Source organism: Streptococcus sp. HMSC074F05, assembly GCF_001808725.1.
Taxonomy (GTDB): Bacteria; Bacillota; Bacilli; order Lactobacillales; family Streptococcaceae; genus Streptococcus; species Streptococcus parasanguinis_I.
The window spans coordinates 1-20,744 of record NZ_KV794409.1 but is presented as its reverse complement, the minus strand read 5'-3'; the positions used below and the strand labels follow the sequence as shown (position 1 = coordinate 20,744).

Below are 20,744 nucleotides of genomic sequence, written 5' to 3'. Positions count from 1 at the left end.
GTACAAAAAACAGCTTGCTTCCATAGCGGTAAACAAACTGTTTCAAGAGATTAATGTAAGAAGCGTTGAAGGAATTCCTTGGTCCGTTCTTCTTTTGGATTGCTAAAGATTTCTTTTGGATCTCCTTGCTCAGCGATGACACCCTTGTCCATGAAGATGACCCGGCTAGAGACATCGCGGGCAAATTCCATTTCGTGGGTGACGACAATCATGGTGAGTCCTTCTTTTGCAAGGTCCTGCATGATTTTCAAGACTTCCCCAACCATTTCTGGGTCTAGGGCAGAAGTCGGTTCATCGAAGAGAATGGCATCAGGATCCATTGAGAGGGCCCGTGCGATGGCGACCCGTTGCTTTTGACCACCTGAAAGTTGTTTCGGACGGGCAGCCCAATATTGAGATCCCATACCGACTTTTTCAAGGTTTTCTTTAGCAACTTTCTCTGCAGTTTCACGATCGCGCTTGAGGACGGTTGTTTGTGCAACGATCGTATTTTCCAAGACGTTTAAATTTTCGAAGAGATTAAAGCTTTGGAAAACCATCCCTAATTTCTCGCGGTAGTGGGTAAGATCATACTCAGGATCAAGAACATTTTGTCCACGATAGAGAATCTCTCCAGCTGTAGGAGTCTCTAGAAGATTGATGGAGCGAAGGAAGGTTGATTTTCCGCTACCAGAGCTCCCGATGATGGAGATCACCTCTCCTTTTTCAACCGTAAGGGAAATATCTTTCAAAACCTCATTTTGACCATAAGATTTTTTTAAATGTTGGATTTCAAGAATTTTTTCTGCCATTATTTCACCTCATTGACTTGCATTTGATTGGCACCTGTAGTATAAGTATCAGAATCTAAGCGACGTTCGATGTAGCGAAGAATTCGTGTGATGGTAAAGGTGAGAACGAAGTAAATCACAGCGATGATCGTAAAGGTTGGGAAGTATTGGTAGTTTTGAGTTGCGACCGTATTTCCTGTAAAGTACAGTTCAACTACAGAGATAACATTCAAAACAGATGTATCCTTGATGTTAATAACGAATTCATTCCCTGTTGCTGGTAAGATATTGCGAACAACCTGTGGAAGGACGACCTTGCGCATGGTTTGTCCATGGGTCATTCCTAGAGCAGTCGCTGCTTCAAACTGACCTGGATCCACTGCTAAGATCCCACCACGAACAATCTCACTCATATAAGCTCCGGTATTGATTGATACGATAAAGATGGCGGCCCAGGTACGATCCAAGGAAATGTTGAAGGCTTGGGCGGAACCGTAGAAAATGACCATGGATTGAACGATCATCGGAGTTCCACGGAAGACTTCAATGTAGACATTGAGGAACCAACCAAAGGCAGTTTGGCATCCAGCAAGGAATTTATTTTTAGCCTTCGGAGCTGTCCGGAAGACACCGATTAACAAACCGATAATCAACCCAGCGATAGTTCCAGTCATAGAGATTAAGAGGGTCATTCCAGTTCCCCGTAAGAACTGTGGGCCATTATCCTTTAAAATCTTCATCATTTGGCTAAAGAATGTCTGCTTATCATCACTAGCATCACTGGAAGCTGGTTGCTTCTTAATCATATCATCCATGAGTTTGACTTGGTCTTCAGACGAAATCTTAGCTAGTGCGGCATTGACTTGGTCAATTCTAGTGTCACCCTTCTTCATCCCGATAGCGATAGTCGCATCTTCTTCCCCAACTTCAAATCCTTTTTTGAATTGAATCATCTTAAATTTAGAATTATCGGACTCGGCGGTTAGGGCTTCGGGACGTTCAGAAACATAGGCATCAATAACACCCGATTCTAAAGCTTGACGCATCTGGGCAAAATCACCCATTGCAGTTTCTTGTTTCGCACCCTTGAGTTGGGAAATGAGAGAATAGAGGTAGACCCCTTGTTGAGAGGTGACCTTTGCATCCTTAAAGTCATCTAAGGTAGTAGCATTTGCATAGTTTCCATCTTTACGAACGAGCATGACCGGTTCACTGGTATAGTAGCTCTTGGAGAAGGCGACCTCTTTTTTACGTTCAGCGGTTGGACTCATCCCAGCGATAATCATATCGATTTTACCAGAAGTGAGGGCTGGAATTAAACCGTTCCAAGATGTTTTTACGATCAGAGGTTTTTTACCTAACTCCTCAGCAACTTTTTTGGCGATTTGGACATCGTACCCATTGGCATATTGATTGGTACCGTCAATTTTAACAGCTCCATTTGCATCATCTTCTTGGGTCCAGTTGAAAGGAGCGTAGGCTGCTTCCATTCCGATTCGTAAATAGTCATCTGCATGAACAACCTGTGTGATCCCCAGGCAAATGAAAAGCCCTGTTAAGAGCGCGAATAATGTTTTTTTCATTTTTTCTCCTCTTCCTTATTTTAACTTCTCCTATTGTACAGTAAAATAGGCTGCATTTCAAACATGGTCCTCTTTTTATTTAAAAAATGCTATAATAATACAAAGGAGCATGATCAAATGAAAAAGTATTTGTATGTTATTTTCGCCTTTCTGGCCTGCCTTTTTGTTAGTCAGAACGTCCATGCATCTAGCCCATCTTATGATGTACTTTACTATGGTGGAACCTTGACCTTGGACACCTGGGACGACGCCACCTATGAGGAAGAACTGGTTTATTATTTCAAAGATTCTTATAGAGGGCAGTATGTTAGCCTAGGAACGGCAGGGAACATGCCACAAGGCTTTGCAATTGAGATACCGCCAAAGGTTGAGGTGGAAGGTCGTGAGCTTCAAAGAGAACCCGAGATTACGAATCTAGGTGATGGCTACCGAGTGAAAATTTATAACAGTGGTGTAGCGCAAGATACAGTCAAAATAAAAGTCACATGGAAATTAAAAAATCTCCTCTATTCACACAAGGATATCTTGGAGTTGAACTGGAAACCGATCACAGATGGTGATCAGAAGGTGGACGAGGTTCAATTTCGTGTTATTCCTAAGTTTGCACCAGCTAATGCCCAATCGGAACTGTATATCCATACAGCCTTTATGGGACCGGATGTGACTGTAAAGAAAGAAGATGGAATCTATTCTGCTACTTTCTATAACCTAGGTAAAGGAAAGGCTGTGGAGTTGTATGGTTACTGGTTGAAGTCAGACCTAACTACCTTATATGATTCTGGTCGAAATACAGGATTGACCAAATTGGATGAATTTCACAAGAACCAAGCTAAAATTGAACAGGAAAAATACTGGACACGCATGTTTTGGAACTGGATCTTGCCAGCCTTCATTATTGCACTCTGGCTTCTTTCTCTCTTGGGTCGCAAACGGTTCAAAAAAATGATTTGGCCTGGTGTGACTTATCCGACTGATACTCGTCTTTATGAGATTCCACAGGATATTGCACCTCTTGTTATGAGCTCGGTTGTTTATTCAGCCGAATTAGACGAGGCTTCCCCAACCAATAAAGAGAAGGCGACTCCGCCAGTATTCACATTTGAAAAAATGCTTCAAGCTACTTTGCTGGATCTGATGGATCGTGGAGTGATTGTCTACGAGCAACAAGGAAATGAAGTCGTTTTGACCAGAAAGTCTCATGGACATGTGGATGATTTTGAACGCTCCTTTATGAATATGGCTTTTGGGGATCAAGTTTCCTGTCCTGTTAACCGTCTCTTTGAGAATTATGAATTCAGTGATGATGTATACAAACATGCCAAAAAAGCAGATCAAGATGCGATTCGTTCACTAGGAAGTAAGGCTCAGGCTCGTTTTGATACGGCTGTCAACCAAGTGGCCCGAGATGTTCATCGCAAGGTGGAAGATCTCCATTTGCCAAGCTACTATCGCCCTTTAGAAGCAAAAGAAGAAGCGCAAGCTAGACGAAGTCTCTTCTTTGGTTGGGCTGCTTGGTTTATCGCTCTTGGAGCAGAAATCTTTGCTATCTTTGGGATGGGTTGGTTCTCTGTTCCTTGTTTGATAGGGATCCTCATACTTTGGTTTATGCCAGTGCGCTTCAATGGTGTCTTTAAAGCCTACCTACGAGATGGTGTTGTCAATCTTGCGGGTGCTGAGCAACGCTATTACTGGGATAGTTTTGGTCGGATGTTGAAAGAGATTGCCCACCTCAACGATGCAGAGTTGCAGTCTCTGGTCCTATGGAATCGCTTATTGATCTATGCGGCCTTGTATGGTGTAGCTGATCAGGTCACAAAGGTCATGAAGCTTCGGAATATTCATTTAGAAAATCAAGCCTTAAACGCCTTCGTTTACACCCCGTTCTATCATGATGTGACCCACTCAAGTCATGCCATGTCTACTTATGGATCGACAGCATCGACAGCTAGTCATTTCACGGTTTCTTCTGGTAGTGGAGGAGGCTTCTCTGGCGGAGGAGGCGGAGGAGGCTTTGGTGCCTTCTAAGCAGTACTAAGAATGGTCTTGGTCGCTCTTTCCCTTCTAGTTTAGAAGGCCTGGTCCAGTCCATAGATTTATGATATAATAGAGCAAATGTAAGTTTAGGAGAAAAAGATGTTTCTGATCGAATTAATCAAGGCGGTTCTTTTTGGGATTGTCGAGGGGATTACAGAATGGTTACCGATCTCAAGTACAGGTCACTTGATTCTGTTACAGGATTTTGTGCAGTTTAAAAATCAAGATCCAGCCTTTATGGAGATGTTCAATGTTGTGATCCAATTGGGAGCGATCCTAGCGGTTGTGGTGATTTATTTCGATAAATTGTATCCCTTCAAACCTGGTAAATCTCCACTAGAAGTACGTCGGACCTGGCAATTATGGGCAAAAGTTGCGGTTGCAACCCTCCCTCTTGTCTTTGTTTTTAAATTGGATGATTGGTTTGAGGCGCATTTCCACAATTCGATTTCCGTTGCGATTATGTTGATCACCTACGGGATTGCCTTTATCTATCTGGAAAGACGGGAACAAGTTGAGCCAGCAGTAACGGAATTGCATAAGCTTCCTTATCGAACAGCTCTTTATATCGGACTCTTCCAAGTCTTATCGCTATTTCCAGGAACAAGCCGTTCAGGTGCTACGATTGTAGGTGGCTTGATCAATGGTGTTAGCCGTCCAGTGGTGACAGAATTTACCTTTTATTTGGGGATTCCAGCCATGTTTGGGGCTAGCCTCTTAAAGGTTGGAAAATTCGCTCTTGGCGGACATTCGCTTGCACTGGGACAACTCTTTATTCTACTGGTAGCGATGGGAGTGGCTTTCGTGGTCAGCATGTACGCCATTCGCTTCTTGACAGATTATGTGAAAAATCATGATTTCACAGTCTTTGGGAAATACCGGATCGTTCTTGGTTCCATCTTGTTATTGTATGGACTCTTCCGTGTTATTTTCTAAGAGAACGGTTGAACTTGATCAAATTATTTTCGAGGTTGGAGACTTTTGTCCCGACCTCTTTTCTATGCATCCTTTTTTTGAATTCTATCCAATTTTTTAGTATAATAGTAAGACTAGAAGTATGAGGTTATGCTATGAAGATGAAGCAAATTAGTGATTCAACAATTAAGATCACGATCCAACTAGAAGACTTAGAAGAACGTGGGATGGAAATTGCTGATTTCCTTGTCCCACAAGAAAAAACAGAAGAATTTTTCTACGCTATTTTGGATGAGCTCGAAATGCCAGAAAGCTTCCTGGATAGCGGGATGCTTAGTTTTCGTGTGACACCAAAACCAGATAAACTGGATGTTTTTGTTACCAAATCAAAAATTGACCAACAATTGGATTTTGAGGATTTGTCAGATCTTCCTGATATGGAAGAGTTGTCACGCATGACGCCAGATGAATTTATCAAAACCTTGGAAAAAACAATCTCTGATAAGACAAAAGGGGATGCAGAAGCTATCCACCATTTGGAACAAGAAGAGTTGCGGGACAATCAAGAACAAGATCCTACATCTGAAGCACCAGTAAGTCAGTATATTTATTACATTTTGCGTTTTTCAAATATCCAGCAAGCAGTTGCCTTTTCAAAAACGGTCAGCTTTCCAGTGGATACCTCTGAATTATACAAAATGGGATCTGATTATTATTTAACTGTCTTGATCGATACAGAGGATCAACCAAATCAATATCCAACCTGGTTACTTGCTATCATTCGGGAGTATGCGGATGATTCAGAAGTGACACGGGCCGTTCTGCAGGAACATGGTCATTTATTAATGGTGTCTGGTGCGATTGAGAATTTGAAGAAAGTTGCTAGCTTATGATGTCCTTTTCCTTGCAATTTGTTCTGGTGCTGATTGGAACTTTTATGATTGCCTTGGTATTGACGCCCTTGGTTCGCCTATTCTCCTTTAAGATTGATGCCGTAGATTATCCGAATGCGCGTCGGATCAATACCAAGCCCATGCCAAGCGCGGGTGGACTGTCTATTGTGATTGCTTTTTCAATTGCGACTCTTGTGTTTATTCCTATGCTGACATCCACTACCGCACCAATCAAAAGTTACTTGTCCTATACCTTGCCGGTCGTAGGAGCGGGATGGATTATCGCTCTTACAGGCTTGATCGATGATGTAAAAGAGTTGTCAGCCAAGAAAAAGATGATCGGTATCCTGCTGGCAGCGAGTCTAGTCTGGTTTTTGACAGATTTTCGGCTGAATGATTTCAAGATTCCATTTGGTGGTCCCTTACTTCATTTTGAACCATGGCTATCGTACCTTTTGACAGTGATTTGGATTGTTGCCATTACCAATGCGGTCAATCTGATTGATGGATTAGATGGCTTGGTGAGTGGGGTCTCTATTATTTCCTTGGTGACAATGGGGATTGTGTCCTATTTCTTTCTTCCAGTACCCAATCTCTTTCTGACCATGACGATCTTTGTCTTGGTTGCGTCCATCGCTGGCTTCTTTCCCTTTAACTACCATCCAGCCATTCTCTATTTGGGAGACACCGGTGCCTTGTTTATCGGATTCATGATTTCTGTCTTGTCCTTGCAAGGTTTGAAAAATGCAACGGCAGTTGCGGTAGTCACGCCCATGATTATCCTCGGAGTACCGATTACAGATACCTTTTTAGCCATTATCCGTCGGACTCTTTCTGGTCAAAAATTTTATAAACCGGATCGCAATCACTTGCACCACCGACTTCTGTCTCTGGGCTTGACACATCGGGGAACTGTACTTGTGATCTATGGAATTTCGATGATTTTCTCCTTGATTTCTCTCTTGCTCAACATCTCGAGCCGCATTGGGGGTGTCCTACTTGTGATCGGGCTCTTATTTGGAGTAGAGTTGTTAGCGGAATTGATTGGGGTACTGGGGCCACATCATAGTCCTTTGTTAAATGTTCTGCGCTATATAGGGAATTCTTCCTATCGGGAGGAAGTTCGTCAAAAACGAAAAGAAAAAACTAAATAAGAATAGTTCTAATCAAAAGAAAAGCCATTTAGGCTTTTTTTTGATATACTTGAAAGGTAAAAAAAATACTTTGTGATGAAGGAATCTTTGCTTTGAGAAGCCTTCCAGACTTCAAAGTAAAAAGAAAGGGAATGCAATGTCGACATTAGAAATTAAAGACCTTCACGTTGAAATTGAAGGCAAAGAAATTTTAAAAGGTGTAAACCTGACCCTAAAAACTGGTGAGATCGCAGCCATCATGGGACCAAACGGAACAGGGAAATCTACTCTGTCAGCTGCCATTATGGGAAACCCAAATTATGAAGTAACCAAAGGGGAGATTCTCTTTGATGGTGTCAACATCTTGGAATTGGAAGTAGACGAACGTGCACGGATGGGCTTGTTCCTTGCTATGCAATACCCTTCAGAAATCCCAGGGATTACCAATGCAGAATTTTTACGTGCAGCCATGAATGCTGGTAAAGAAGAGGACGAGAAGATCTCTATTCGTGATTTCATCAAAAAATTGGATGAAAAGATGGAACTGCTCAACATGAAAGAAGAAATGGCAGAACGCTATTTGAACGAAGGCTTCTCAGGTGGTGAGAAAAAACGCAATGAAATCCTTCAATTGTTGATGTTGGAGCCAACATTTGCCCTTTTGGACGAAATTGACTCTGGTTTGGATATCGATGCTCTTAAGGTCGTATCTAAAGGGGTTAATGCAATGCGGGGTGAAGGTTTTGGAGCGATGATCATCACCCACTACCAACGTTTGTTGAACTATATTACTCCTGACGTCGTTCATGTGATGATGGAAGGTCGTGTCGTGCTTTCAGGTGGACCAGAATTGGCTGCACGCTTGGAACGTGAAGGATATGCCCAACTCGCAGAAGAACTCGGTTACGACTATAAAGAAGAACTATAACCTGATGACAAGTGATCTAATGTTGTCATAAAATCAAACAGATAGTATCTTTATTAGGAGAAAAAAATGAGTATTGAAAATATTACCCTCTTTTCGGAACTGCATGCTGAGCCAAGCTGGCTGCAAGATTTACGAAAAAAAGCTTTTGACAAGATCGATCAGTTGGAATTGCCAGCCATTGAACGTGTCAAATTCCACCGCTGGAATCTTGGAGATGGGACGATCACAGAAAGCGAGGCTTCTGCCAATGTTCCCGATTTTACAGCCCTCGATTCAAACTTAAAATTGGTCCAAGTTGGAACTCAAACTGTATTTGAACAGGTGCCACAAGCCTTGGCAGACCAAGGAGTTCTTTTTACAGATTTCCATACTGCCCTAGAAGAAATTCCTCAGGTAGTGGAAGACTACTTTATGTCTTCGGTTAAATACGACGATGATAAACTAGCAGCATACCACACGGCTTATTTTAATAGTGGGGCTGTGCTATATGTTCCAGATAACGTCGAAATTTCAGAACCAATCGAAGGTATTTTCTACCAGGATAGCGACAGTGATGTACCTTTTAATAAGCACATTTTGATTATCGCAGGTAAAAACAGCAAGTTTAGCTATTTGGAACGCCTAGAATCAAAAGGTGAAGGCTCAGCAACAGCAACTGCTAATGTGACGGTTGAGGTGATCGCCCGCTCAGGTGCCCAAGTGAAATTTGCGGCGATTGACCGCCTGGGTGAAAATGTCACAGCCTACATCAGTCGACGTGGGAAACTAGGTCAGGATGCCAGCATTGATTGGGCTATCGGTGTTATGAACGAAGGTAACGTGGTTGCAGATTTTGACAGTGACTTGGTTGGAAACGGAAGCCATGCAGATTTGAAAGTCGTTGCCTTATCAAGCGGTCGTCAGGTGCAAGGAATTGATACCCGCGTGACCAACTTTGGTTGCAACTCGATCGGAAATATATTGCAACACGGGGTTATTCTTGAAAAAGGAACCTTGACCTTCAACGGAATTGGTCATATTATCAAGGGTGCTAAAGGAGCAGATGCTCAGCAAGAAAGTCGTGTCTTGATGTTATCGGATCAAGCACGTTCAGATGCGAACCCAATCCTCTTGATTGATGAAAATGACGTCACAGCAGGCCATGCTGCATCGATCGGTCAAGTGGACCCAGAAGACATGTATTACCTCATGAGTCGTGGTCTGGATCAACACACAGCGGAACGATTAGTGGTGCGTGGTTTCTTGGGATCTGTTATTGTTGAAATCCCAGTTAAAGAAGTACGTGATGAAATGATTGCCACCATTGAAGAAAAGTTATCTCAACGCTAAGGAGAAACAATGCTAGATAAAAATACGATTGCTCAAGATTTTCCCATTCTCGATCAACTAGTTCACGATGAGCCTTTGGTTTATCTAGATAATGCAGCGACGACACAAAAACCTAAACGTGTTCTTGAAGCCGTTAATCACTATTATTTGCAAGATAACGCCAATGTTCATCGTGGAGTCCATACTTTGGCTGAACGAGCGACAGCAGCCTATGAGGCAGCGCGTGAGAAAGTCAGAAAATTTATCAATGCTTCATCAACCAAGGAGGTGCTCTTTACAAGAGGGACAACGACTGGACTCAACTGGGTAGCCCGCTATGCAGAAGAAGTCCTAAAGGAAGGGGATGAAGTCCTGATTTCCATCATGGAACATCACTCCAACATCATTCCTTGGCAGCAAGCCTGCAAGAAGACAGGAGCAAAACTGGTCTATGTCTATCTAAAAGATGGCTTACTGGATATGCAGGACTTAAAGAGCAAGCTTAGTGAGAAGACAAAATTTGTCTCCATCACCCATGCTTCGAATGTCTTAGGGGTGGTCAATCCGATCAAGGAAATTGCTCGATTAGCTCATGAAGTTGGAGCGATCATGGTCGTAGATGGGGCTCAATCAACCCCTCATATGGCCATTGATGTACAAGACTTAGATGCGGATTTCTTTGCTTTTTCTGGCCATAAGATGGCTGCACCAACAGGGATTGGTGTCCTCTATGGGAAGGAAGAAATCTTAGAGCAAATGTCTCCGATCGAGTTTGGGGGCGAGATGATTGACTTTGTTTACGAACAATCTGCATCTTGGAAGGAATTGCCTTGGAAATTTGAAGCTGGAACACCTAATATGGCGGGAGCAATTGGTCTCGGTGCAGCAATCGATTACTTAGAAGAGCTGGGGATGGACCAGGTAGAAGCGCATGAGCAAGAATTGATTGCCTATGTGTTTCCAAAATTACAGGCGATCGAAGACTTGACCATTTATGGTTCCCAAGACTTAGCAAAACGTTCTGGCGTCATTTCCTTCAATCTAGGAGATCTCCATCCGCATGACTTAGCAACAGCATTAGATTATGAAGGGATTGCTGTTCGTGCAGGTCACCACTGTGCACAACCGCTCCTTCAATACCTACAAGTTCCAGCGACAACGAGAGCAAGTTTTTATATCTACAACACCAAAGCGGACTGTGATAAATTAATTGAGGCATTGATCAAAGCAAAGGAGTTTTTCAATGGCACTTTCTAAATTAGATTCGCTGTACATGGCGGTCGTAGCTGACCATTCAAAACACCCTCACCATCAGGGCCAGATTGAAGATGTTGATCAGATCCAACTCAACAATCCAACTTGTGGAGATGTGATCCAGTTAAGTGTGAAATTTGATGAGAATGACAGGGTGGAAGATATCGCCTTTGTTAATTCAGGATGTACGATCTCAACCGCTTCAGCTAGTATGATGACGGATGCTGTAATGGGAAAAACAAAAGAGGAAGTCGAAGAATTGGCGCAGGTCTTTTCAGAAATGGTCCAAGGCCAGTCAGATCCTCGCCAAGAGGAATTGGGAGACGCAGCCTTCTTATCTGGAGTCTCAAAATTCCCACAACGGATTAAATGTGCGACCCTCTCATGGAATGCTCTTAAAAAAGCGATCGAACGTAGCAAATAGTTAAAAGAAGAAACAGAGAAAGAAAGGAAATTATGGCTGAAGAAAGAGTCGAACCGAAACCAATTGATCTCGGTGAATATAAATTTGGATTTCACGATGATGTTCAACCCATTCTCTCTACCGGGAAGGGATTGAATGAAGCGGTTATTCGTGAATTGTCTGCAGCAAAAAATGAACCCGAATGGATGCTCGAATTTCGTTTGAAATCTTTTGAAACCTTCAAAAGGATGCCCATGCAAACCTGGGGAGCCGATCTATCAGAGATTGACTTTGATGATTTGATCTATTATCAAAAACCTTCGGATAAACCTGCCCGTTCATGGGACGAAGTTCCAGAGAAAATCAAGGAAACCTTTGAGCGTATCGGGATTCCTGAAGCAGAACGTGCTTACTTAGCGGGGGCTTCTGCTCAGTATGAATCAGAAGTGGTTTATCACAATATGAAAGAAGAGTTTGAAAAGTTGGGGATTATCTTTACCGATACGGATTCTGCCCTAAAAGAATATCCAGACCTTTTCAAACAGTATTTTGCGAAGTTAGTACCGCCAACGGACAACAAATTGGCTGCCCTCAACTCAGCAGTCTGGTCTGGTGGGACCTTCATTTATGTACCAAAAGGCGTAAAAGTAGACGTCCCCCTTCAAACATACTTCCGTATCAACAATGAAAATACAGGTCAGTTTGAGCGTACCTTGATTATCGTGGATGAGGGGGCAAGTGTTCACTATGTAGAAGGCTGTACAGCACCGACCTATTCAAGCAATAGCCTCCATGCTGCGATTGTTGAGATCTTTGCCTTAGATGGTGCTTATATGCGTTACACGACCATCCAAAATTGGTCTGACAATGTCTACAACTTGGTCACCAAGCGGGCTAAAGCTCAAAAAGATGCCACAGTTGAGTGGATCGATGGGAACTTAGGAGCCAAGACAACCATGAAGTACCCATCTGTTTATCTGGATGGGGAAGGAGCGCGTGGGACCATGTTGTCCATTGCCTTTGCGAATGCAGGTCAACACCAAGATACAGGTGCCAAGATGATCCACAATGCCCCTCACACTAGCTCGTCTATCGTATCGAAGTCTATCGCAAAAGGTGGAGGAAAGGTAGACTACCGTGGACAAGTGACCTTCAACAAGAACTCTAAGAAATCAGTTTCTCACATTGAGTGCGATACCATTATCATGGATGATTTATCTGCATCAGACACGATTCCATTTAATGAAATCCACAACTCACAAGTTGCTTTGGAGCACGAAGCTAAGGTTTCAAAAATCTCAGAAGAACAACTGTATTATTTGATGAGTCGTGGTTTGTCTGAATCAGAAGCGACAGAAATGATTGTCATGGGATTTGTAGAGCCCTTTACAAAAGAACTTCCAATGGAATACGCCGTTGAGTTAAACCGACTCATTAGCTACGAAATGGAAGGATCTGTAGGATAATTCGTTTTAATAGCAAAATAAAATCACAATGGATTTGACTCCATTGTGATTTTTTTGCTTATAGCTTTTCGTTGACATAACGAACAAATTCATTCCACCAAACCTTTAAGAAAAAGCTTTTCTCAATGGTTCTTCCTGCTACCATATCGACCGTAGGTTCTTGATCTTCTAAGTAGCCACGTCCGATTTTATCTGGATCAGTGTAGTGTAATTTTCCAAGACTTGTGCCTGATTTGACAGGTGCTCGGAATGATTCTTGGTTACTTTTGAATTGAATTTTTGGTTCCGCTTGACTGCCTTGCTTTTCGACGATATAGAAGTCTTTTTTTGCAACAGCTAAAACAGTCTCGGATTTCCCATCCATGACAGTTGCCTTACTTTTTCCGTAGGGATCTCCTTCTTTGACGACAATGGAAGAAACAAAGGTTCGTACCACGTAGTTCATCAGAGAAGAAGTAGCCACAAAGCGTGCATATGGATCACCGTCAACTGCCTCCACTCCTAGGACAACTGTGATCATATGGATGCCATTTTGCGTCGTCGATGCAGCAAAGGTGATGCCTCCTTTGGTAGAGTTGCTGACCCGAAGGCCGTCAACGCCCGAACGGTAATTTGGCATGCCTTCTAGCATCAGGTTGGGGTTTTCAATCTGCGTGTTTGAAAAAAGAGCAGTGGGCTTTGAAGTATATTTGGTCACTTCAGGAAAATCCTGGAGTAAGTGCTTGGCAATAACAGCAATATCATAAGCACTCAATTGATTTTCGTCTTCTTTCCCGTCGGAATCTCCGCTGATGGTTTGAGTATTTAACCCGGTAGCATTGATTAAATGAGGAGATTGAATGCCCCATTCAGCAAGTTTTTGCTTCATTTTTTCAACGAAGCTTTTTTCGGAGCCCCCCACTTTCTCAGCTAAGGCCAAGGCAGCAGTGCTAGAATTTCCAACTAAAAGAGCAGTCAATAACTGTTCAACTGTATATTGGTTCGCTTCCATAGGAAGAGTACCAGCACCTTCGATATCATTTAAGGCCAGAGCTTTCTCAGACAATTTGATAGGATCTTTTAGAGAAAGTTTTTTTTCATGAATGGCTTCGAAAATCAGATAAGTGGTCAAGAGTGTAGATAGTCCCCCCACATCTCGCTTTTTCTCTGAATCCTTTTCATATAAGATTTTACCTGTATCAGCTTCAACAGCAATAGCGCTTTGAGCAGGAAGATCCAGATCATCTGCTAGAACGACTTGATAAGGTAAACTGCATAACAGCAGGATGAAGGTTAAAAAAGAAAGAAAGAATTTTTTCACAGTTGTTTCCTCGTTGCTTAGTCCTCTCTATTGTATCATACAAATGATTAATGGAAAATTGTAAAATCATCAATTAGCCTAAAAAGTCAGTCATAGCAAGGTTTTTGAATAGTGATAAATCGAATATTCAGAAAATTTAGTTTACTTTTTTTTCTACTTGTGATATAATCTTAAACAAATCTAAAAAAACTATTGGAGAATTCCTATGAAAAAAGGTAAAGTATTCGCAGTTGCCGGAGTAACACTCCTTGCAGCTGGATTGTTAGCTGCATGTTCTAGTTCAAATACTAGCAAAGCAAGCTCAGGCGAAGACAAAAACTATGGTTATGTCTACACTTCAGATCCAACAACTTTGGACTATACAATTTCTTCTAAAGCTGCTACCCATGACATCACTACAAATGTGGTAGACGGTTTGTTAGAAAATGATAAATACGGTAACCTTGTACCTTCACTTGCGGAAGACTGGTCTGTTTCTAAAGACGGTTTGACTTATACCTACAAGATTCGTAAAGGTGTCAAATGGTATGATGCGGATGGTGAAGAACACGGCGAAGTGACTGCCAAAGACTTCGTGACTGGTTTGAAACACGCTGCTGATAAAAAATCAGAAGAACTTCCACTAGTTCAAGGCTCAATCAAAGGCTTGGATGATTATGTGCAAGGAAAAACTACAGACTTCAGCCAAGTTGGTGTCAAAGCGGTTGATGATTACACACTTCAATACACATTGAACAAACCTGAAACTTTCTGGAACTCTAAAACGACTAACGGAATTTTGTTCCCAATAAGCACAGAGTTCTTGAAGAGTAAGGGAGATGATTTTGGTCAACCAAACGATGTGAAGTCAATCCTTGCAAACGGACCTTTCCTTCTTAAATCAATCACTTCAAAATCATCTGTTGTATTTGAAAAGAATGACAACTACTGGGATAAGAAAAACGTTCACCTGAAAGAAGTAAAATATACTTATTACGATGGATCAGACCAAGATTCATTGGCACGTGGCTTCTCTGATGGTGCTTATACAAAAGCTCGCCTTTTCCCTGCAAGTTCAAACTTTGCAACTGTAGAGAAAAAATATAAAGACGATATCTTTACTACACCAGCAGGATCAGGTGTAGCAGTTCTTGGCTTTAACCTTGATCGTCAATCTTACAAACACACTGCTAAGAAATCCGATGCTGAAAAATCTTCTACTAAGAAAGCAATTTTGAACAAAGATTTCCGTCAGGCCGTCACTTTTGCCTTGAACCGTGAAAGCTACTCAGCACAAGTCAATGGTAAAGAATTTGCTAAACCAGCTATCCGTAATACATATGTTGCACCTGCGTTCGTACAAGTAGATGGAAAAGACTTCGGAAATGTAGTTGCAGATAAGTTGACTACTTATGGAGACCAATGGAAGGGTATCAACCTTGCAGATGGTCAAGATGGTCTTTACAACAAAGATAAAGCGAAAGCACAACTTGAAAAAGCCAAAGCTGAACTTCAAAAAGATGGTGTTCAATTCCCAATTCATATTGATGTACCGGTAGCACAAAATTCTACAAACTTTGTTTCACGGATGCAATCTCTGAAACAAACTGTGGAAGATACTCTTGGTAAAGACAATGTCGTTCTTGATCTTCAAATGATGGACTCAGACGAAGTGTTGAATATTACTTTGAATGTGCCATCAGCTGCAGACGCAGACTGGGATCTTCAAGGAATGGTAGGATGGAACCCAGACTATGATGATCCATCAACTTACCTTGATACTCTTCAACCAGCTTCTGAGGACCAAACAAAAGTTTACCTTGGTTTTGCAGGTGGTGTAGATAACCCATCAGCAAAAGCTGTAGGTTTGGATGAGTTTGCAAAACTTCTTGACGATGCAAACAACGAAACACAAGATGTTGTGAAACGTTATGAAAAATACGCAGCAGCTCAAGCTTGGTTGACAGATAGTGCGATTGTTATTCCAACGATGTCAAGTACAGGTGCTGCAACAGTTGTTTCTAAGGTAGTTCCATTCTCTGAACCATCATCACAAACAGGTAACAAAGGTTCAACATACTTGAAATACGTTGAAGTTCAAGATGAGCCGGTTACTAAGAAACAATACGATGAAGCCCTTAAGAAATGGCAAAAAGAAAAAGCTGAGTCAAACAAAAAAGCTCAACAAGATCTTGAAAAACACGTTAAATAATTAAATTATTGATTTTCATTAGAACTTTCTCTTCTAGGGGAGAAAGTTCTTTTGGACATTAAAGGAATGAAATATGAAAAAATATGTTTTTATGCGTATTTTGCGTTCGTTAGTGTCGATCTTTCTCGTCACGACATTAACCTACATGATTATCTATACGCTAACACCGAGAAATCTCATCTTTAAGAATGACCCTAACTACAATAAAGTAGCGAAGACAAAAGATTCGAAGATCAACTACGAAAATACTGTCTACGATCGCATGGGTTATTTGGAATACATGGATTCAAAGAGCTTGCAACAAAAAGCAAGTAAAGAAGATTCTTCTGTAACAGTTGATGCGACGACTGCTAATGAAAAGATCTATAAAGAATACATTAACAAATTAGGTCATGGTTGGCAGTTGAAACGTTTCCCAGAAAGTAAGTCTTTCTATGCGGTGCGTGAAATTCCGGTTTTTGAACGTGTCATCAGTTTCTATGCGAATTTGATTCAATTTGATCATCCAGGTTGGGTGAAAGATGCCTCAAATCCAAACCTCAAACGCTATATCCGAATTGAAAATGATCCATCTATTGGTTGGTCAGTAGTAGGTTCTGGTACGAAACACAAATACCTCTTGTACTTTAATGGTCAATTCCCATATGTACACCAAAACTTTGTGACCTTAAACCTTGGAAATTCATATCCAACTTATTCAAATACCCCTGTTCTTCAAGTTATTACCCAAGGACAAGGAACCACTAAGAAGAGTGAAGTGAACTTCCCAACAGGTAAAAAGACATCTTCCATCGATATCTACTCACGTACCTACAAATCACCAAGTAAGGCAGACTCACAAGATATCAGTCGATTTGGTAAAGGGGATGCCTATACAGCAACGTTGAGCAACTATGAGAATCCATCCATGATTGCATCTTCTTCAATCATTGGTTTGATTGGTATTGCGATTGCCTACTTGATTGCGATCCCATTAGGGTCTTACATGGCTCTGTTCAAGAACTCATGGTTTGATAGCATCTCAACAGCAACCTTGACATTTATGATGTCTCTTCCAACTATTGCCCTTGTTTACATTGTGCGTCTAGCAGGTTCATTTGTTGGACTTCCAGACTCATTCCCAGTACTTGGAGCACAGGACTGGCGTTCATATGTATTGCCATCTCTGATTCTTGGTTTATTGAGTGCGCCATTTATCGCCGTTTGGATTCGTCGTTATATGATCGATATTCACTCTCAGGATTTCGTCCGTTTTGCTCGTTCAAAAGGATTGTCAGAACGTGAGATCTCAAGAAAACACATCTTCAAAAATGCGATGGTTCCATTGGTATCTGGTATTCCAGGTTCTATTATTGGAGTTATCTCAGGTGCGACACTTACTGAAACAGTCTTCGCTTTCCCAGGTATGGGTAAAATGTTGATTGACTCTATTAAAGCATCAAACAACACCATGGTCATCGGACTTGTCTTCATCTTCACATCACTTGGTATCTTTGCTGCCATGTTAGGTGATATCTTGATGACAGTGCTTGATCCACGGATTAAATTAACGAATACGAAAGGAGGCAAATAATGGCTACAATCGATAAAAATAAATTTCAGTTTGTAAAACGCGATGACTTTGCCTCTGAAGTAATCGATGCTCCAGCGTATTCATACTGGAAATCTGTATTCAGACAATTTTTGAAAAAAAGAACCACGATCATCATGCTTGCTATTTTGGTTGGGATTCTCTTGATGAGTTTTGTCTATCCAATGTTCTCGAATTTTGATTACAACGATGTAAGTAAGGTAAATGACTTTTCAGCACGTTTGAATCCACCAAGTGCCAAAGCTTTCTTTGGTACAGATAATAACGGTAAATCCCTCTTTGATGGAGTTTGGTTTGGTGCTCGGAATTCAATTATCATTTCCTTCATCGCAACTGTTATTAACGTGGTAGTCGGAGTTATCGTTGGTGGAATTTGGGGGATCTCAAAATCTATCGACCGTATCATGATGGAAGTTTATAACGTTATTTCAAACATTCCGTTTATGTTGATCGTTATCGTCTTGACTTACTCAATGGGATCTGGTTTCTGGAACTTGATTCTTGCCATGTCCTTAACCGGATGGATCGGAATTGCCTATACCATTCGTGTCCAAATCATGCGTTACCGTGATTTGGAGTACAACCTTGCCAGCCGAACATTAGGAACACCAACTTTGAAAATTGTTACGAAAAATATTTTGCCTCAATTGGTATCTGTTATCGTGACACAAACATCACAGTTACTTCCAAGCTTTATTTCTTACGAAGCTTTCCTTTCCTTCTTCGGACTTGGTCTTCCAATCACAGTTCCAAGTTTGGGACGGTTGATTTCTGACTATTCTCAAAACGTGACTACAAATGCCTACCTATTCTGGATTCCACTTACTGTTTTGATTTTAGTATCCTTGTCATTCTTTATCGTCGGACAAAACTTGGCCGATGCCAGCGACCCACGTACACATAGATAGGAGGAGTAGATATGACATCAAATAACAATATTATTTTATCTGCTCAAGATATCGTAGTGGAATTTGACGTGCGCGATCGCGTACTGACAGCGATTCGTGGCGTATCGCTTGAGCTAGTAGAAGGTGAAGTTCTTGCCTTGGTTGGTGAGTCAGGTTCAGGGAAATCAGTTTTGACAAAGACGTTCACCGGAATGTTAGAAGATAATGGCCGTATTGCCCAAGGTTCGATTAAATACCGTGGTCAAGAATTGACAGATTTGAAATCGAATAAAGATTGGGAAAATATTCGTGGATCTAAGATCGCTACAATTTTTCAAGACCCAATGACAAGTTTGGACCCAATCAACACAATTGGTTCACAAATTACAGAAGTCATTATCAAACACCAAGGGAAAACAGCTAAAGAAGCTAAAGAAATGGCTTTGGACTATATGGAGAAAGTTGGAATTCCAGATGCGGAACGTCGTTTTGATGAGTATCCATTCCAATATTCAGGTGGGATGCGTCAACGGATCGTTATTGCCATCGCCTTGGCCTGCCGTCCAGATATCTTAATCTGTGACGAACCAACAACAGCCCTAGACGTAACCATTCAAGCGCAAATCATTGATTTGTTGAAATCCCTTCAAAAAGAATACCAATTTACAGTTATCTTTATCACCCACGACTTAGGTGTGGTTGCAAGTATTGCAGATAAAGTAGCCGTTATGTATGCTGGAGAAATTGTTGAGTTTGGTAAAGTAGAAGAAATTTTCTACGATCCAAAACATCCATACACATGGAGCTTGCTTTCAAGCTTGCCTCAATTGTCAACCTCAGATGGTGATCTTTACTCTATTCCAGGAACTCCGCCATCATTGTATGCTCCAATCAAAGGAGATGCCTTCGCACTTCGTTCAGACTATGCAATGCAGATTGATTTTGAAGAAGAGGCACCTGCTTTCAAAGTAACCGATACTCACTGGGCTAAGACATGGTTGCTCCATCCAGATGCACCAACAGTTCATAAACCAGAAGTAATCGAAAACCTTCACGAAAAGATTGGCTCAAAAATGGGCTTCACTCACATTACAGAATAGGAGGAAGGAAATGACTGAAAAATTAGTTGAAATTAAAGATTTAGAAATTTCCTTCGGTGAAGGAAGTAAAAAATTCGTTGCTGTAAAGAATGCCAATTTCTTCATTAATAAGGGAGAAACTTTCTCTCTTGTTGGTGAATCAGGAAGTGGGAAGACAACAATTGGACGTGCTATCATCGGTTTGAATGATACAAGTGCTGGAGAAATTATTTATGACGGTCGCAAGATCAACGGAAAAAACTCTCATAGTGAAAAATCAGAGTTGATCCGTAAAATTCAAATGATCTTCCAAGACCCAGCAGCAAGTTTGAATGAACGTGCAACAGTTGATTATATTATCTCTGAAGGTTTGATCAACCACCATTTGTTTAACAGCGAAGAAGAACGTCAGGAAAAAGTAAAAAATATTATGCATGAAGTTGGGCTTCTAGCAGAACATTTGACACGTTATCCTCACGAATTCTCAGGTGGTCAACGTCAACGGATCGGTATTGCCCGTGCACTTGTCATGGAACCGGAATTTGTCATTGCGGATGAACCAATCTCAGCCCTTGACGTTTCAGTACGTGCGCAGGTCTTGAACCTTTTGAAAAAATTCCAAAGAGAATTAGGCTTGACCTACCTCTTTATCGCCCATGACTTGTCAGTTGTGCGCTTCATTTCTGACCGTATTGCAGTTATCTATAAAGGGGTTATTGTAGAAGTAGCAGAAACTGAAGAGCTATTTAACCACCCAATCCATCCATACACCCAATCCCTGCTTTCAGCGGTCCCAATTCCAGATCCAATTCTAGAACGTAAAAAAGTTCTAAAAATCTACGATCCAGAACAACATGATTACTCTGAAGATAAACCACAAATGGTTGAAATTAAACCAGGTCATTATGTATGGGCTAACAAAGCTGAAGAAAACAAATACAGACAAGAATATAAATAGAGAGGATTCCCTCTCTATTTTTTTATTTCAAAAAAACTTTCAAAAAAATAA

17 protein-coding genes are annotated in these 20,744 nt (G+C 41.4%); 14 read left to right on the top strand and 3 right to left on the bottom strand.

Annotated elements, in window-relative coordinates; genetic code table 11:
- Positions 1–50 precede the first annotated feature (50 nt).
- Together HMPREF2685_RS02335 and HMPREF2685_RS02330 are read right to left on the bottom strand one after the other, a co-directional pair.
- Entirely contained in the window at positions 51–791 is a 741-nt protein-coding gene (locus HMPREF2685_RS02335; protein ID WP_003010256.1) for an amino acid ABC transporter ATP-binding protein, read from the bottom strand.
- Positions 791–2,353 (bottom strand): ABC transporter substrate-binding protein/permease, encoded by a 1,563-nt coding sequence (locus HMPREF2685_RS02330; protein ID WP_070465029.1) that lies wholly within the window; start codon positions 2,351–2,353, stop codon positions 791–793. The genes HMPREF2685_RS02335 and HMPREF2685_RS02330 overlap by 1 nt, the downstream gene beginning before the upstream one ends.
- Before the next feature lie 117 nt (positions 2,354–2,470).
- On the opposite strand from HMPREF2685_RS02330, the gene HMPREF2685_RS02325 reads away from it, so the two are divergent.
- From HMPREF2685_RS02325 to sufB, 9 genes are all read left to right on the top strand, one after another.
- Complete coding sequence (locus tag HMPREF2685_RS02325; RefSeq protein ID WP_024055091.1) at positions 2,471–4,378, top strand: DUF2207 domain-containing protein; 1,908 nt, start codon at positions 2,471–2,473, stop codon at positions 4,376–4,378.
- Between the two features lie 108 nt (positions 4,379–4,486).
- Positions 4,487–5,323, top strand: coding sequence for an undecaprenyl-diphosphate phosphatase (locus tag HMPREF2685_RS02320; RefSeq protein ID WP_013904699.1), 837 nt, complete (start codon positions 4,487–4,489; stop codon positions 5,321–5,323).
- A 134-nt stretch (positions 5,324–5,457) separates the two neighbouring features.
- Positions 5,458–6,195: an adaptor protein MecA gene (gene mecA, locus HMPREF2685_RS02315; protein ID WP_003004768.1), complete on the top strand. Its 738-nt coding sequence runs from the start codon at positions 5,458–5,460 to the stop codon at positions 6,193–6,195.
- On the top strand, positions 6,192–7,349 hold the full coding sequence (locus HMPREF2685_RS02310) for a glycosyltransferase family 4 protein (RefSeq protein ID WP_023919310.1): 1,158 nt from the start codon (positions 6,192–6,194) through the stop codon (positions 7,347–7,349). Before mecA ends, HMPREF2685_RS02310 begins: the two co-directional genes overlap by 4 nt.
- 136 nt (positions 7,350–7,485) lie before the next feature.
- Entirely contained in the window at positions 7,486–8,256 is a 771-nt protein-coding gene (gene sufC, locus HMPREF2685_RS02305; protein ID WP_003004238.1) for a Fe-S cluster assembly ATPase SufC, read from the top strand.
- A gap of 66 nt (positions 8,257–8,322) precedes the next feature.
- Positions 8,323–9,585, top strand: a complete 1,263-nt coding sequence (sufD, locus tag HMPREF2685_RS02300; protein ID WP_003004052.1) for a Fe-S cluster assembly protein SufD — start codon at positions 8,323–8,325, stop codon at positions 9,583–9,585.
- Positions 9,586–9,594: 9 nt separating this feature from the next.
- The gene (locus tag HMPREF2685_RS02295; protein WP_070465025.1) at positions 9,595–10,821 is read left to right on the top strand and encodes a cysteine desulfurase; all 1,227 of its coding nucleotides are present in this window, start codon (positions 9,595–9,597) and stop codon (positions 10,819–10,821) included.
- The gene (gene sufU, locus HMPREF2685_RS02290; protein WP_003010276.1) at positions 10,808–11,242 is read left to right on the top strand and encodes a Fe-S cluster assembly sulfur transfer protein SufU; all 435 of its coding nucleotides are present in this window, start codon (positions 10,808–10,810) and stop codon (positions 11,240–11,242) included. Before HMPREF2685_RS02295 ends, sufU begins: the two co-directional genes overlap by 14 nt.
- Positions 11,243–11,274: 32 nt before the next feature.
- Positions 11,275–12,687 carry a Fe-S cluster assembly protein SufB gene (sufB, locus tag HMPREF2685_RS02285; protein WP_070465021.1) on the top strand — a complete coding sequence of 471 codons (1,413 nt, stop codon included), beginning with the start codon at positions 11,275–11,277 and terminating at the stop codon, positions 12,685–12,687.
- 58 nt (positions 12,688–12,745) lie between these two features.
- On the opposite strand, the gene HMPREF2685_RS02280 is transcribed toward sufB, so the two are convergent.
- Positions 12,746–13,987: a serine hydrolase gene (locus HMPREF2685_RS02280; protein WP_070465018.1), complete on the bottom strand. Its 1,242-nt coding sequence runs from the start codon at positions 13,985–13,987 to the stop codon at positions 12,746–12,748.
- A gap of 205 nt (positions 13,988–14,192) precedes the next feature.
- Here HMPREF2685_RS02280 and HMPREF2685_RS02275 point away from each other — a divergent pair, with 205 nt between their 5' ends.
- The 5 genes from HMPREF2685_RS02275 (at position 14,193) to HMPREF2685_RS02255 (ending at position 20,693) form a co-directional block, all read left to right on the top strand.
- A complete protein-coding gene (locus HMPREF2685_RS02275; RefSeq protein ID WP_070465015.1) occupies positions 14,193–16,178 on the top strand; it encodes a peptide ABC transporter substrate-binding protein in 1,986 nt (661 codons plus the stop codon).
- A gap of 73 nt (positions 16,179–16,251) precedes the next feature.
- On the top strand, positions 16,252–17,751 hold the full coding sequence (locus HMPREF2685_RS02270; RefSeq protein ID WP_021154493.1) for an ABC transporter permease: 1,500 nt from the start codon (positions 16,252–16,254) through the stop codon (positions 17,749–17,751).
- Positions 17,751–18,677 (top strand): oligopeptide ABC transporter permease OppC, encoded by a 927-nt coding sequence (gene oppC / locus HMPREF2685_RS02265; RefSeq protein ID WP_070465012.1) that lies wholly within the window; start codon positions 17,751–17,753, stop codon positions 18,675–18,677. The genes HMPREF2685_RS02270 and oppC overlap by 1 nt, the downstream gene beginning before the upstream one ends.
- 11 nt (positions 18,678–18,688) lie before the next feature.
- The gene (locus HMPREF2685_RS02260; RefSeq protein WP_003004369.1) at positions 18,689–19,756 is read left to right on the top strand and encodes an ABC transporter ATP-binding protein; all 1,068 of its coding nucleotides are present in this window, start codon (positions 18,689–18,691) and stop codon (positions 19,754–19,756) included.
- A 10-nt stretch (positions 19,757–19,766) separates the two neighbouring features.
- Positions 19,767–20,693 carry an ATP-binding cassette domain-containing protein gene (locus HMPREF2685_RS02255; protein ID WP_003010296.1) on the top strand — a complete coding sequence of 309 codons (927 nt, stop codon included), beginning with the start codon at positions 19,767–19,769 and terminating at the stop codon, positions 20,691–20,693.
- Positions 20,694–20,744 lie beyond the last annotated feature (51 nt).